We start from the raw sequence: 14,018 nt of genomic DNA, 5'->3' as shown, positions 1-14,018 counted from the left end.
TGACGGTTAAATGTTCAAAAGGCTATGCTGTGTCGCTGTAAATATATTTCTAAAAATCGTATTTAGCTCTGTGCCGTTTTGTGCCGCACTAATGCCCAACAATGGGAACAAACGTGTCGTTTCTTCCCGAATGTCTTTTACCATCTGTCTAGATGAACAAGCTATATCCTCTAAAAGTGTTGTTGTTATCGTTGATTGCTTAGATCCGCGCCATAATAGATCAGCGAGTAGACTTATTTTATTTCTATCTGATTCAAGCTGAAGCCTAAGGGTGTCTATGTTTCTAAAATACTCTTTTCCATGTTTTGATAGCCAACTCTCTACTTTAGATTTTTCGAAAAAGTACTTTTCGACCAAATCCAGATACCTTCTATACATTCCTAAGTAGTTGACAAGAAGTGTCAACTCTGCAAAAGGCATAAAAGGAATCCGATACAATGCTGTATCTACTGTACGATGCTCAGGTTTGATCTGAAATGCATAATTCGGCTCTATAGCAACATGGTCCAACGAGAAGCTATGGCTTGCGGTGCAAACCAAACCGAACGAATCCCAATCATAATGTAAAAGTACTTTGTCCCGCGGTACTAGGAATGAAAATACAACCTGTTCTCCCAAATCATCCAGTCTTGGCTCTTCACCATCAAAAACAAAGCTATTTAATGTAAAATGGCTTAAATGAGGCGCACCAGTTGCAAAGCGCCAAAACCCAGTAAGTGTAAAGTACTCGCCGTCCCACACAGCTCTTCCCGAAGCACGTCCCGAACCACCAAAACAAACCTTTGGATCTGCAAATATTTTTGTGGTCAGCCCTTTGTTCAAGTACCCCGCAAACATATTTGCTCCAGCACATAGCGTCACCGTCCAAGCCATACCACCATCCCAATAAGCTAGTTCTTCCAATAATGTCAAACCATCTTGCAAATTCAGTTCCAATCCACCCAGGGAAGTAGGCACCCATATATTAAACCAGTTATTTTCGTAGATCAAGCCGAGTTGACCGTCTACCAAAGTCTTCGCTTCTATAGATGCCAACTGATTATCTCTTATCACCTGTATAGCATTTTCACAGATCATCATTTTTTTAAATATTAAATTCGTAGCAGATTCTATTACACTTACGAGTAGCCCTTCGTTTACGAAAACTTTATGAGCTTTCGCCAATTAAAATAGCCGAAGATAGCGACAATAAATAAAAAAGTAGTAAGGGCTGCAAAAAGATAGAGCTCTTTATGTATTAACAACGGTATCGCAAACAGGTTACTAACGTTAAGTAGCAGCCAATTTTCTACCTTTCGTTTGGCCAAAAGCCACATCCCGGCCCAAGCAGTGGCAGATACCCAGGCGTCCCAAGCGGGAACATCGGAGTCTGTAATATGCTCAAGCACTAAAAACAATAAAATAAATCCAAGCACGCTAATTATCGCGACAATACTCCAATCTCTCTTTGTGCAATTAGTGATAGGTTGTTCTCGCGCATCCTTATTATTAGACCAATACCACCATCCATAGATGCTCATAACTAGGTAATACATATTTAAGGCAATCTCAGCATACAATTTAACTCCAAACAGTACATACATACCCGATATAATGCCCATGATTCCGAAGAAATAATTAGACACTTTATTATTTTTAGAAAGCAATACCTGCGCGACACCACAAAGTACCGAGAATCGTTCTAACCAAGAAGTTTGCTGAAATGCACTACTAATATTTTCGATAATATTTTCCATTAAACAATGTAATCAAGAACACTATTTATGGGTATGCTTTGATAGAAGAGCAAAATTAATCCCTACGCCAGCATTATCTGGATCAGGTTCCTCCTACTGAACGCAGGATTGGGTATAATCTCAGCTCGGTTCCGCATGAATACGGAACCTGCACCCCATAATTATTTTATTATCTAATCCAATTTCAATACACGATGTGTGTGCTTACGCATTTCTGCACACAATTCGGCATTGTTGTTAAGAGACTGTCCCCAAGAAGGTATCATCTCTCGAAGCTTCTTTCTGTATTCATCAGATTTTGCACGTTCCGGAAAGCAACGTTTTAATAGTTGAATCATGATTTCTACGGAAGTAGAAGCACCCGGCGAAGCACCAAGCAAGGCTGCAATAGAACCATCTGCACTAGAGACTACTTCAGTTCCGAATTCCAATATACCACCGTGTTTCGGGTCTTTCTTAATCACCTGTACACGTTGTCCAGCCTTCTCTATCCCCCAGTCTTCCATACGGGCTGTAGGCATAAATTGTTTCAAAGCATCCAATTTATCCTTTGGCTTTTTCATGACCTCCGTAATCAGATATTTTGTCAATGGAAGATTGTCTAATCCAGCCGACAACATTGGCTTAATATTAGATAGTTTTATAGAAGCCGGCAAATCAAAATACGAGCCCTGTTTTAGGAACTTTGTTGAAAATCCAGCATAAGGACCAAAAAGTAATGCCTGTTTACCATCAATATAACGCGTATCCAAATGCGGTACTGACATTGGAGGAGCCCCTACAGACGCTTTACCATATACTTTAGCATGATGCTGTTTTATTATCTCTTCATTTTTGCAACGCAGCCATTGTCCTCCGACAGGAAAACCGCCGTATCCTTTTGCTTCTGGAATTCCAGATTTTTCTAAAAGCAACAAGGAATGTCCTCCGGCGCCAATAAATACAAATTTAGCTTTGATCTCCCGCTTCTCACCTGTTTTGAGATCTTTAACTTCAATCTCCCAACGACCATCATCTTCCCGTTCAATGTCTTTAACCTCTTGCTGCAAAGCAAGCCTAATGTTTTCCTTTTTATCCAAGTAAGCAATCAAATCCCGAGTTAGCGCACCAAAGTTTACATCTGTTCCGATATCCATCTTAGTGGCAGCCATAGGTTCATTGGCAGCACGTCCCTCCATCATCAATGGAATCCATTCTTTAAGCACAGATTTGTCTTCGGTGTACTCCATGCCTTTAAAGAGCGTTTCTTTTTCCATAGTCTCAAATCGAGTCTTTAAAAAACGAACATCGTTCTCTCCAAACACAGCACTCATATGAGGCACTTTACGGATAAAGTGGCTCGGATTTTTAACGATTCCTTTCTCTACCAAATATGCCCAGAACTGCTTGGACACCTCAAACTGCTCTGCTATCTTTATTGCTTTGTCTACTTTTACAGATCCATCTGCTTGCTCGGGCGTATAATTCAACTCACACAAGGCAGAGTGACCAGTACCAGCATTATTCCATGCATCCGAACTCTCTGCTGCAACAATATCCAAACGCTCGATGATTTCAATATCGATATCTGGATTTAACTCATTGATTAATGTTCCAAGAGTAGCACTCATGATACCACCACCGATCAGAACGACGTCAACTTCAGTATTTTGTTTTTTCTTGCCCATGACTTGTTTAAATTGTTGCAAAATTAACATTCGTATTCGTTTATCACGAATGAATTTGTCAAAATTCTCTCATTTCCATTACCTTTTATCACATCAAAATTGAATAGTTTCAAAAATTAAAAATTATCGTCAACATTTAATAAACTTAGTACTATCTTAAAATTTACTTATTTTTGTGCCTCAACAGTAAAAAACGAAAAGTTTGTATATGAAATATCGGTGTAATATTTGGTTACGCATCTCGAATAATCATAATTTGCGGATATTCCTTTTGACAGAAAAAATAAACCGAGCTTCCAAGCTCATGAAATAATTATATACATATGAAATTACTTGAAGGAAAAGTAGCTTTAGTCACAGGGGCATCAAAAGGAATAGGACGTAAGATTGCTGAAGTTTTTGCACAGCATGGCGCAAATGTCGCATTTACCTACCTATCTTCTGTAGAAAAGGGTCTAGCACTAGAAAATGAATTACAGGCATTCGGAGCAAAAGTAAAAGGGTACCGGTCGGACGCTTCTAAATTTGATGAGGCGGAAAACCTGATCAATGATATCGTGAGCGAATTTGGGACGTTGGACATCGTGGTTAATAACGCAGGGATTACCAAAGACGGTTTGTTAATGCGTATGACCGAAGAAAGCTGGGACGATGTTATAAACATCAACCTTAAGTCTATCTTTAATATCACGAAGGCGGCCTCTAAAGTAATGATGAAGAATAGAAAAGGGTCGTTTATTAATATGTCTTCGGTAGTTGGCGTACAGGGTAATGCCGGACAAGCAAATTATGCGGCTTCAAAAGCTGGTATTATTGGATTTACAAAGTCTGTTGCTAAAGAACTTGGCTCTAGAAACATCCGCGCAAATGTAATAGCGCCGGGATTTATCCGTACAGAGATGACAGAGATCTTAGACCCAAAAGTGGTTGCGGGTTGGGAAGCTGGTATTCCATTAAAACGTGGGGGCGAACCTGAAGATGTTGCTAATGCTTGTCTTTTTCTGGCATCCGACTTATCGTCTTATGTCACAGGACAGGTATTACCTGTAGATGGTGGTATGTTATAGCTATTTTTAAGAGTTTTCCTTGATTAGAACCAAGGAAAACTCTTAAAAACTTCATTTTTTTGCTTTAAGTTTGTACCTATGATAAATAGGGATCAGGTTTTCAATATACAGACAGCGTTAGAGTTCAACAGAGCCGCTTTAGAAATCTTTCGTTATCAGGCACAGCATACACCTGTTTACCGGGACTACCTAAAAGCACTAAGAATTGATACACACAGTATAACTGAATACAGGCAGATCCCTTTCTTACCAATACAATTTTTCAAAACACAATCGGTATTGGCAGACGGCCTATCTCCAGAGCTAACATTCATCAGCTCCGGTACTACAGGGATGACCAGCAGTAAGCACCATGTACCCGACTTAAAATGGTACGTTGAAAGTTACAGAAATACCTTTAAACTTTTCTATGGTGACATACAAAATATGACTATTCTGGCCCTACTACCCTCCTATTTAGAGCGTGACGGGTCTTCGTTAATCTACATGGTAGATGACCTGATCCAGTCCTCCGAAAAACCGGAAAGCGGCTATTTTCTATACAATCATCAAGAACTGTACTATACGTTAGAAAATCTACAGCATAAAGGCAAAAAAACGATACTTATAGGTGTGACTTATGCCCTACTCGACTTTATAGATAACTACAGCATCAATTTTCCTGAACTGATTGTCATGGAGACCGGCGGGATGAAAGGCAAGCGCAAAGAGATGGTACGGGAAGAATTGCATCAATTGTTAAAAAAAGGATTTGGTGTTCAGGCTATACACTCAGAGTATGGGATGACCGAGTTGTTGTCCCAAGGCTATTCTTATGGAGATGGTTTATTTTATACTCCCCCTTGGATGAAGATCCTAATCCGGGATACCAACGACCCCTTAAGTCTCTTGGAAAACAAAAAAACCGGCGCAATAAATGTCATTGATCTGGCAAATTATTACTCCTGTTCTTTTGTTGCTACCCAAGATCTTGGAAAGATCCACGTCGATCAATCTTTTGAAATCTTAGGTCGTTTTGACAATTCTGATATCCGCGGCTGTAATCTTTTAGTACAATAAACTACTTCAAACTAGGGGCATTAAACGTGTCTCCGGCTTTTAGGTCTCCGGTGTCATAACCTTTCTTAAACCAATAGGCTCTTTGTTCAGAGGTACCGTGTGTAAACGACTCTGGATTAGCATGTCCTTGGGCTTGTTTTTGTATGTGGTCATCTCCTACTGCTGCTGCTGCACGCATTCCATCGACAATATCTTCGTAGGTCAATTTAACATCTGAGTTTTCATTGACATAGTGCGCCCATACACCAGCATAAAAATCAGCTTGTAGTTCTGTCATTACAGAAATCTTATTGTACTCCTGCTCACTTATCTTCGCGCGCAAGGCATTTGTCTTTTGCAGTACACCTAGAATATTCTGTATATGGTGCCCGACTTCATGTGCAATCACGTAAGCCAGTGCAAATTCTCCTTTAGCACCAAATCGTTCTCGAAGTTCGTCATTAAATGTCAGGTCGATATAGATACTCTGATCTGTGGGACAATAAAATGGTCCGTAAGCAGACTGCCCCACACCACAACCGTCAGTATCTGTCGTTTTATCATACACCCTCAAAGTGGTTGGAAGGTATTCACTATTCGCTTGCTCTCTAAATAGTTTCCCCCAAACGTCTTCCGTACTTTGCAGCACTATCCTCGAAAATTCCGTCAATTCTTGCTCTTCAACACTCAGTTCTCGAGGTTCACCACTTGTGGTCTCCTGTTGCGTCGCTATCTGTTGCAATAGCTGGCCTGGATCACCTCCCATAAAAAGTCCGATTAACAGAATGATAACGCCTCCTATGCCACCTATTGCCACTTTACCTCTTGAGGACATACCTCTTCTATCCTCAAAATTGTCACTTTGTTTACCGCCTTGCCATTTCATAGCTTTATTAATTTAAGTCAATAATTTCTTGTTAATAGTACAAAATCTCTGCCAAAAGAAACCAATGAAATCTGTCTTTTTGATAAGTCATTCCCCGACCTCCTTGGTCTTGCTTTAACTATTCCCGTTCAATCTAACAAAAAAACAAAAGCGAAAAATTGTGTATCTTTGCAGTATGACTTTAGAGAACTTATTAGCCGAAAGAAGCGGAAACCAATGTGAGCTTTGTACAAGCAATTCAGACCTTTCTAAATACGAGGTCCCCCCTACTTCAAACGCAAGCTTAGAAAACTGTATCTGGATCTGTGAACTATGTAAATCACAAATAGAAAAAAGAGAACAATTAGACGCCCATCACTGGAAAATTTTATCAGACACGATGTGGTCCGAACACGCACCCGTACAGGTTGTTGCCTGGCGCATGCTTAGCAGATTAAGAAACGAAGGTTGGGCGGCTGATAATCTGGATATTCTTTATCTTGATGATAAAAATCTGGAATGGGCAAAAAAAACGGGAGACCACGAACAAGATGGTACAGTCGATTTTCACCAAGATTCCAACGGCACACGTCTGTATGAAGGTGATACCGTTGTATTGATCAAAACATTGGATGTCAAGGGCTCTTCCTTAAATGCAAAACTCGGAACTGTTGTCAAAAACATCCGATTAGTACCTGATAATACGGAACAAATTGAAGGTAAAATTGAAGGTCAAACTATCGTAATTCTAACAAAATACCTACGTAAAGGATAAAATAAAAAAGGAACTGATGTTCCTTTTTTATTGAATTATTGCCGCATTTCTGTCTAGGAGAAAAAAATCTTCTTTCTTCACCATTAAATTCTAAAAAAAACGACATCTTTAATTCGTTTGCAAAATCCATTTTATATGTAAAAAATATTTCATATTTGCACAAATACAATCAGTAACATTAAATTCTTTGGTTAATTTTCTTACATTTGCACAAACAAAAAAAAGGAATTAACACACAGTATATTAATGTTTTAATCACAACACATTAATATACTGCAAAAAATACTAGGTTCGTGCCAGATAAATCAAATTTAACTTTAAGGAGAATAGTATTATTCAGCCTTGTTCTATCATTTGCAATATTAAGTTCGATATTTTTCTATCAGTATCTACAATACAAGAAGGTTGAAAATAGATTAAATGCGGCATATTCTTCAGGACAACTACAATCTCCTGCACTGTATAAATTGTTTTCTACATTTACCGAAGCTGACAATCTATTCCGCCTATACACAATAAATTTTGATGAGAATGATTTCCAAGGCTACCGTAGTAAACTGGACACAATTAAAATAGTAGTTGACTCTTTGGCTGCCCTACCTATGGAAAGCAACCCCGTCAAAGTCGACCCAAATGGTGTGACACAAAGTAATCTAGCATTGCAATACGCCTACTTGAAAAAACAGGTAGATGATATCGTATATTATGCCCAAGACTCTTTGCTCGCACTGACAGCACAAAAAAAAAGGATCTCGCAGAAGCCGCGTATCACGCAGTCTGATTCCGTCATTAGCCAAATCCTTCGAGACACGTTAAAAATAAAGCAAGAGAAGGATACTGTTGTACGAAAAAAAGAAGGACTTTTCAACAGAATATTTAAAGCAAAAAACGACACACTAGTCAATCAAAGTACCAATGAGGTGTTGAATTTAAATCAGGTAGACCTCGTACAACGCAACATCGACCACCTGATTTCAACCAATGAGAGGATATATAGGAATAATCTTCGCGATCTACGTGCTATATTACTAAAACTTCAAAGTGCAGAAAAAGACCTTATACTTTCGAACTACACGCTCTTGAATAATTTAAAAGCCGGAATAGAGAATTTAAGACAGATAGAACTCGACGAAATTCGAAAAGCAGAAGAAGAGGATTTCATATTATACAAAGAAAATTCCGAAAACTTTAGAAGCCAATTAATTATCTCATTATCTATTATGTTATTGATGATTTTCTTTCTAATATATTATCAATATGAAGTCGCTTCATACGAACGAAAGTTACTTAAGGAAAAAGAGTATGCTTCAAAAATAGCAGAAGAGAAGACTAATATACTTGCAAACATCAGTCATGAGATACGTTCGCCCCTGGTATCGTTACAGGGAATCGTGAATCTTCTGAAAAATAATAACACCGCTAAAACAATAGATAAAGAAATAATTCAGACTGTAGATAACGATATTGCGGTTATCAATACGACCATAAATGATATTTTAAGCCTTAGTAAGTTAGAGTCGGGGGCCTTGGAAATCAAGTTTGATTACTTCTCGCCACACAAACTAGTGGGAGACACAGTTAGTCTACATCAATATCAAGCCGAAGTTAAAAATCTAGAACTTCGCTTAGAAAATAATATCAACCCTTCGTTGCTTATCTGGAGCAATGCATTCCGTTTCAAGCAGGTGCTATCCAATTTGTTATCTAACGCCATAAAATACACCCAAAAGGGAACCATTCGCATCATTACCAGTGTAAAAAAAAGCAACGATAAGCAAAAGGTTGTTATACAGGTCATAGACACCGGGGTAGGCATTCCTGACGGCAAAAAAGATCAAATATTTAGAAAATATTATGTTGCGGATAATAAAAATAAAGCCGGAGGTTTTGGATTAGGTTTGTATATATCCAAATTATTATGTGAACAGATAAAAGGTTCAATTTCCTTTACAAGCGAAGCTGGCAAAGGAACGCAGTTCACTTTCACATTACCAATCGAAAAGAGTCGGGTTCAAGAGAAAGAGAGCCGAGTTCTATCTATTTCCGATCTCCCTTCCGATCTTAAAATCGTATTTATAGATGATAGTCGTATTGGGCTTTTCTTTGTACAGCAACTGTTCAAATCGAGCCAAAATGTTCATTTATTTGATAACAGCATCCAAGCTTGGAATTATATCAGATCCAACTCAGTAGATATTGTTATCACCGATCTACTCATGCCGGGACTCAATGGTTGGGATATCCTAAACCATGTCAAATCTGATGATACCAAGGTCGCAACAAAAGTTTTGGCCTGTACAGCGGAGAATATGCTCTTAGAAGCTAAATCGAATCAAAAATATCATTTTGACGGCATCATAAATAAGCCTATTAATGAAACCAATTTAGTCTCCACCTTACTGAGAATAATACAATAACGAATTGACTTACTAGCACGAAAGATCTACAGGGTAGTATACTTTGCCCATCTCACTCAGCTCATCAAGGTTCACCTGTTCTGGAAAAATGCCATACACCGCTGATCCAGAGCCGGACATAGCTGCGTAAATAGCTCCCCTCTGGTACAACTCATACTTGATTAGTGCTACTTGTGGGTACCTTTCAAATATGCCGAGTTCAAAATCATTGACCAGATGAAACTTCCACTCCTGCATCGGCAACTGGATTGCTCTTCTTAAATCTACTTTGGGCAATTGTGGTATGACATGCCCATAGGCCTCTGCCGTCGATATGTGTATTTCCGGCTTTACTACGGCAATAAAGTGATTAGAAAGATCTAATTCTATGGGCTCAAATGTAGTTCCGATCCCAGAAGCATACACGGGTTTGTTCGCCAAAAAGAAAGGGCAATCTGCCCCCAATCTTTCGGCATAATGTGCTAACTGTTCTGTAGTTAGCCCCAACGCATTATAATCATTTAGCATTTTCAGAACCTGCGCCGCATCCGATGAACCACCACCTAACCCGGCGCCTATTGGGATGTTTTTTAAGAGCTGAATATGAACTGGCTTCAGTTCGTAGTCCTGTTGCAATATACGATACGCTTTTTCACAAAGATTGTCTCCCTGCTCAGGGATAGTCAATCCACTCGACTGAAAAACTGTGCTTTCAGACGGTGTAAGCTCTAACACATCATAGAGTTTAATAGGGAAAAACACCGTTTCGATATTGTGATAACCGTCTGCTCTTTTTTCGGTAACCAATAGTCCCAAGTTGATCTTGGCGTTAGCAAATGAGATCATTACGACGAAGCCTTTTTTTGTTGATTAAATTTTTTGTTTCTATTAAATGGTTTTCGCTTATTTCTGTTATTGCTCTTCAATTTCGGGGTATACTCAGGTCCTGCAGCAAACCCTTCTGGCAAAGGCACTTTGGCAATTTCGTATTCGACCAATTTTTCAATCAATGCAAATTTACCTTGATCCTTCACATTAATAAAGGTAATAGCAGTACCGGTAGTTGCCGCGCGAGCGGTACGTCCCACACGGTGCACGTAGTCTTCTGGATCCGGAGGTACATCATAATTGACAACCAAACTAATACCTACGATATCTATACCCCGAGAAATAACATCTGTACCAACCAGTACATTTAGCTTTTTGGCGCGAAAACGACTCATAATATCTTCACGTTCCGACTGCTCAAGATCCGAGTGAAAGCCTTCGGCCGCAACTCCGCTTTTTATCAATTCTTTCGTGAGTGTTTTCACGATCTCCTTCTTAGAAGCGAAAACAATCACACTGGAATACTTAGGATCTTTGAGGATATAGCGGATCAGATCGATTTTATACTCATCGTACACCAGGTAGGCGTGCTGGTCAATCCCTTCTGATGGTTTCGAAATAGCAATATTTATCTCTATAGGGTTGTGCAATATCTTTTTAGCTAGTCCTCTGATTTTAGGAGGCATTGTAGCAGAAAATAAAAGCGTTTGTCGTTTCTGAGGTAAATAACTGATAATACGTACAATATCGTCATAAAATCCCATATCTAACATAGTGTCTGCTTCATCGAGCACTAAATGTTTCAACCCGCTGAAATCAAATTTGCCAGAGGCCATATGACTAATTAACCGGCCTGGTGTAGCAACGATAATATTAACACCTTCACGTATTGCTCTTTTTTGTTGCTCGTAGCCCATACCATCACCTCCACCATATATAGAAATTGATGTAGTCCCCGTAAAATATCCCAGACCCATCACCTGTTGATCGATCTGCAAAGCTAATTCCCGCGTAGGAACCAGTACGATCGTATCTACACGCTCTTGAGGCTCCTGTCCATTTTTATGCAAAATAGGCAATAAGTAAGCCGCGGTTTTGCCCGTTCCAGTCTGAGCACAGGCGATTAAATCTTCGTCGCGTAATATGACCGGTATGGTCTGTTCTTGAATGGGTGTAGCTTCTACAAACCCCATAGTATCAAGCCCCTCTTCCAATGTAGGAATGAAGCCAAATTCATCAAATCTCAATGTATTGAAATATCTATATTGTTAAATTACTCGAAGTTACTAATTTTTACGCAATAATCCGATGCCTCTTTACCGACTCATTTTATACTTTCACCGAGCATCCGCCCAAACTAACCTATTTATGCTATACCAATCCGGCCAGCCATACTACCTTTGGACTATACAAACAAGTAAAACAACAAATAACATGGCAACTAAAACAACATTCGACTTCAATAACGAAAACATCACAAGCGGTTTTCAAAAAGTATTCACCACAATACAGGATTCCAAGATCAGCGTATCCTCCAAGTCTGGAAAGCAATGGATAAATATCCCTTTGATTTTCGCATTGGTTATCGCAATTATTTTTCCTTTTATTGCTATTCTTGCAGTGGCTTTGGTTTTACTTTCGATTATTAAAATCACTGTTGAGCGTGAGATTAAAGAGACAAAAGATCCAAATAAAATGATCGAAATAAAATAAAACTGTGTAGCCCATGTATCTATAAATGGAGATGTGGGCTGCAACTAATTTTAAAGGTAAGCTCCTTTTACAATCCAGCTTCCTATCCGTTTATTATACCGCAGTGATTATGTGATCAGCGTGACTTTAATAAAGATCCGCAACAGTTTTATACTCGTCAATAGAGGTGCCTTCCTACTAGATTTTAGGCCTTTTCTTCCTGATATTATAGGTGTCTCGTCTTCCCAGCCGTACGCCCCAAAAACAGTCATTAATCGCGAAGTTCCATTTCTACTATTCCTCCACTTATACCACTAAGTCCAAGAGTCCCACTTTGCGGTAAGATGAATTCAGATAAACTATACGATATCGAATTACAATAAAATCTCGTTAATTTTTGTTAACAAAGTATCGAAGCTGACGATTGGCATCGCTATTGTCATATTTCAATGACATATTTTTATAAAACTAAAATTTATTTGTATGAAAACAACTTTTAAAATCTTGAGCTTATTCTTTGTCACAATCACATTGTTCACATTCTCTGCCTGCAGCAAAGATGATGATCCTGCAGACAACGATCTTTTTGTAGGAAAATATGAAGGTACTGTTTCATTTAACAGCACCAATGATAGTGACACTGATGTGGCGCGTACCAACGGTTCAGTAACCGTCACAAAAATCGGTGACAAGTACGCTTTCAACTTTTCCAATGGAATACCTACGTTGGGAAACATCATAATGGAAAAAGGAGACAACAACACAATTCTTTTCAGTGACAATGGGATTGGAACGATAACAGTTACCGCTTCGGATCTGGATATTATATATACCAAAGACGGTAAAGCTTGGACTGCAGATTGCAAACGATAAATTAGCTAAACAGCGTATACTACAACCAATAAAAAAAGTGAATTAAATTTCACTTAGTGTTATTAATACACTATATTTGTGACATCATAATTTAGGTTTATAATTGGTTATTAAAGGTTTTCATTCTCCCCGTTTGAAAACCTTTATTTTAACAACTACATCTAGAATAATTTGGATTGATTTAGATTTTTAAAATTATACTGTTTAATACAATTTGTGGTATTCATAGCGTTGGGACACTACAAAATAAAGACGAGGGCGATTCTCCGCTTTCGTCTTTTTCGTATGTTAATAGGTTGTTTTTACTTTCGTCTCAACAATGCCCGATTGTATTCGTAATTCATCCGCGCTATATTTAACACCGATACCCCCTGTGGGCATTCAACTTCACAAGCTTCGGTATTCGAACAATGTCCAAACTCTTCTCTATCCATCTGTTTGACCATCCGAAGGACACGCTCCTGTCGCTCTTCCTTACCTTGCGGCAACAGAGCCAAATGGTTTATTTTAGCGGAGGTAAACAATGCGGCACTTCCGTTCTTACAAGTTGCCACGCAGGCTCCGCAACCGATGCAAGCTGCTGCATCAAAAGCTTCCTCGGTGACTTGATGCGTTACCGGTAGCGCGTGCGCATCGGGCGCTTGTCCTGTATTTATAGAAACAAACCCTCCACTTGAAATAATGCGATCAAACGAAGTTCGATCCACCCTTAAGTCTCTTTTTACAGGAAAGGCGGCTGATCTGAAAGGTTCTATAACGATAGTGTCATTCTCTTTAAATGAGCGGAGATGTAATTGGCAAGTTGTTGTATTCTTCAATGGACCGTGCGCGATACCATTGATCATCACTCCACACTGTCCACATATTCCCTCTCTACAATCGTGATCAAATTCAACCGGGTCTTCCCCTCTCAAAACCAGCTCTTCATTAAGTGTATCCAGCATTTCTAAAAATGACATGTGCGGATTTAAATTTTTCAAAACATAATCCACCAATCGTCCTGTAGATTCCCGATCCTTTTGTCGCCAAACTTTAAGATTTAATATCATATGTATCTATTTTTTTAAACAACCATTAGAAA

Annotated in this window: 13 protein-coding genes and 1 riboswitch; of the genes, 6 read left to right on the top strand and 7 right to left on the bottom strand. The window is 38.9% G+C overall.

Annotation, left to right across the window (positions count from 1 at the left end; all coding sequences use genetic code 11):
• Positions 1-6: 6 nt before the first annotated feature.
• From G7B20_RS14440 to G7B20_RS14430, 3 genes are all read right to left on the bottom strand, one after another.
• Positions 7-1,080, bottom strand: coding sequence for an acyl-CoA dehydrogenase (locus G7B20_RS14440; RefSeq protein ID WP_164112128.1), 1,074 nt, complete (start codon positions 1,078-1,080; stop codon positions 7-9).
• 56 nt (positions 1,081-1,136) lie between these two features.
• On the bottom strand, positions 1,137-1,736 hold the full coding sequence (gene pnuC / locus G7B20_RS14435; protein WP_164112127.1) for a nicotinamide riboside transporter PnuC: 600 nt from the start codon (positions 1,734-1,736) through the stop codon (positions 1,137-1,139).
• Between the two features lie 41 nt (positions 1,737-1,777).
• Positions 1,778-1,904: riboswitch (TPP riboswitch) on the bottom strand.
• Between the two features lie 5 nt (positions 1,905-1,909).
• Entirely contained in the window at positions 1,910-3,433 is a 1,524-nt protein-coding gene (locus tag G7B20_RS14430) for a malate:quinone oxidoreductase (protein ID WP_164112126.1), read from the bottom strand.
• Between the two features lie 293 nt (positions 3,434-3,726).
• On the opposite strand from G7B20_RS14430, the gene fabG reads away from it, so the two are divergent.
• Complete coding sequence (fabG, locus tag G7B20_RS14425; protein WP_164112125.1) at positions 3,727-4,470, top strand: 3-oxoacyl-[acyl-carrier-protein] reductase; 744 nt, start codon at positions 3,727-3,729, stop codon at positions 4,468-4,470.
• Between the two features lie 78 nt (positions 4,471-4,548).
• Positions 4,549-5,529, top strand: coding sequence for an acyl transferase (locus G7B20_RS14420; RefSeq protein WP_164112124.1), 981 nt, complete (start codon positions 4,549-4,551; stop codon positions 5,527-5,529).
• Between the two features lies 1 nt (position 5,530).
• Here G7B20_RS14420 and G7B20_RS14415 read toward each other — a convergent pair whose 3' ends face one another.
• Entirely contained in the window at positions 5,531-6,394 is an 864-nt protein-coding gene (locus G7B20_RS14415) for a neutral zinc metallopeptidase (protein WP_164112123.1), read from the bottom strand.
• Between the two features lie 175 nt (positions 6,395-6,569).
• Between G7B20_RS14415 and G7B20_RS14410 the strand changes: the two genes are divergently transcribed.
• Both G7B20_RS14410 and G7B20_RS14405 read left to right on the top strand, forming a co-directional pair.
• On the top strand, positions 6,570-7,148 hold the full coding sequence (locus G7B20_RS14410; RefSeq protein ID WP_164112122.1) for a PhnA domain-containing protein: 579 nt from the start codon (positions 6,570-6,572) through the stop codon (positions 7,146-7,148).
• Between the two features lie 293 nt (positions 7,149-7,441).
• Complete coding sequence (locus G7B20_RS14405) at positions 7,442-9,565, top strand: hybrid sensor histidine kinase/response regulator (RefSeq protein ID WP_164112121.1); 2,124 nt, start codon at positions 7,442-7,444, stop codon at positions 9,563-9,565.
• A gap of 12 nt (positions 9,566-9,577) precedes the next feature.
• On the opposite strand, the gene ispE is transcribed toward G7B20_RS14405, so the two are convergent.
• Together ispE and G7B20_RS14395 are read right to left on the bottom strand one after the other, a co-directional pair.
• A complete protein-coding gene (gene ispE, locus G7B20_RS14400) occupies positions 9,578-10,390 on the bottom strand; it encodes a 4-(cytidine 5'-diphospho)-2-C-methyl-D-erythritol kinase (protein WP_164112120.1) in 813 nt (270 codons plus the stop codon).
• Positions 10,390-11,619: a DEAD/DEAH box helicase gene (locus tag G7B20_RS14395; protein ID WP_164112119.1), complete on the bottom strand. Its 1,230-nt coding sequence runs from the start codon at positions 11,617-11,619 to the stop codon at positions 10,390-10,392. Before G7B20_RS14395 ends, ispE begins: the two co-directional genes overlap by 1 nt.
• A 187-nt stretch (positions 11,620-11,806) precedes the next feature.
• Between G7B20_RS14395 and G7B20_RS14390 the strand changes: the two genes are divergently transcribed.
• Positions 11,807-12,085: a DUF4342 domain-containing protein gene (locus tag G7B20_RS14390; RefSeq protein WP_164112118.1), complete on the top strand. Its 279-nt coding sequence runs from the start codon at positions 11,807-11,809 to the stop codon at positions 12,083-12,085.
• A gap of 462 nt (positions 12,086-12,547) precedes the next feature.
• Entirely contained in the window at positions 12,548-12,937 is a 390-nt protein-coding gene (locus G7B20_RS14385) for a hypothetical protein (protein WP_164112117.1), read from the top strand.
• Between the two features lie 302 nt (positions 12,938-13,239).
• On the opposite strand, the gene G7B20_RS14380 is transcribed toward G7B20_RS14385, so the two are convergent.
• Positions 13,240-13,986, bottom strand: coding sequence for a succinate dehydrogenase/fumarate reductase iron-sulfur subunit (locus tag G7B20_RS14380; protein WP_164112116.1), 747 nt, complete (start codon positions 13,984-13,986; stop codon positions 13,240-13,242).
• Positions 13,987-14,018: the final 32 nt, after the last annotated feature.

This window comes from Sphingobacterium sp. xlx-96 (assembly GCF_011007365.1).
GTDB lineage: Bacteria > Bacteroidota > Bacteroidia > Sphingobacteriales > Sphingobacteriaceae > Sphingobacterium > Sphingobacterium luzhongxinii.
The sequence above is the reverse complement of the archived record's forward strand: the minus strand, read 5'-3'. Positions and strand labels throughout refer to the sequence as shown.

Excerpts from the sequence above, each read along its gene's own strand:
- pnuC (WP_164112127.1), bottom strand. The coding sequence starts at position 1,736 with ATGGAAAATATTATCGAAAATATTAGTAGTGCATTTCAGCAAACTTCT.
- ispE (WP_164112120.1), bottom strand. The coding sequence starts at position 10,390 with ATGATCTCATTTGCTAACGCCAAGATCAACTTGGGACTATTGGTTACC.
- G7B20_RS14380 (WP_164112116.1), bottom strand. The coding sequence starts at position 13,986 with ATGATATTAAATCTTAAAGTTTGGCGACAAAAGGATCGGGAATCTACA.
- G7B20_RS14440 (WP_164112128.1), bottom strand. The coding sequence starts at position 1,080 with ATGATGATCTGTGAAAATGCTATACAGGTGATAAGAGATAATCAGTTG.
- G7B20_RS14410 (WP_164112122.1), top strand. The coding sequence starts at position 6,570 with ATGACTTTAGAGAACTTATTAGCCGAAAGAAGCGGAAACCAATGTGAG.
- G7B20_RS14415 (WP_164112123.1), bottom strand. The coding sequence starts at position 6,394 with ATGAAATGGCAAGGCGGTAAACAAAGTGACAATTTTGAGGATAGAAGA.
- fabG (WP_164112125.1), top strand. The coding sequence starts at position 3,727 with ATGAAATTACTTGAAGGAAAAGTAGCTTTAGTCACAGGGGCATCAAAA.
- G7B20_RS14420 (WP_164112124.1), top strand. The coding sequence starts at position 4,549 with ATGATAAATAGGGATCAGGTTTTCAATATACAGACAGCGTTAGAGTTC.
- G7B20_RS14390 (WP_164112118.1), top strand. The coding sequence starts at position 11,807 with ATGGCAACTAAAACAACATTCGACTTCAATAACGAAAACATCACAAGC.
- G7B20_RS14430 (WP_164112126.1), bottom strand. The coding sequence starts at position 3,433 with ATGTTAATTTTGCAACAATTTAAACAAGTCATGGGCAAGAAAAAACAA.
- G7B20_RS14385 (WP_164112117.1), top strand. The coding sequence starts at position 12,548 with ATGAAAACAACTTTTAAAATCTTGAGCTTATTCTTTGTCACAATCACA.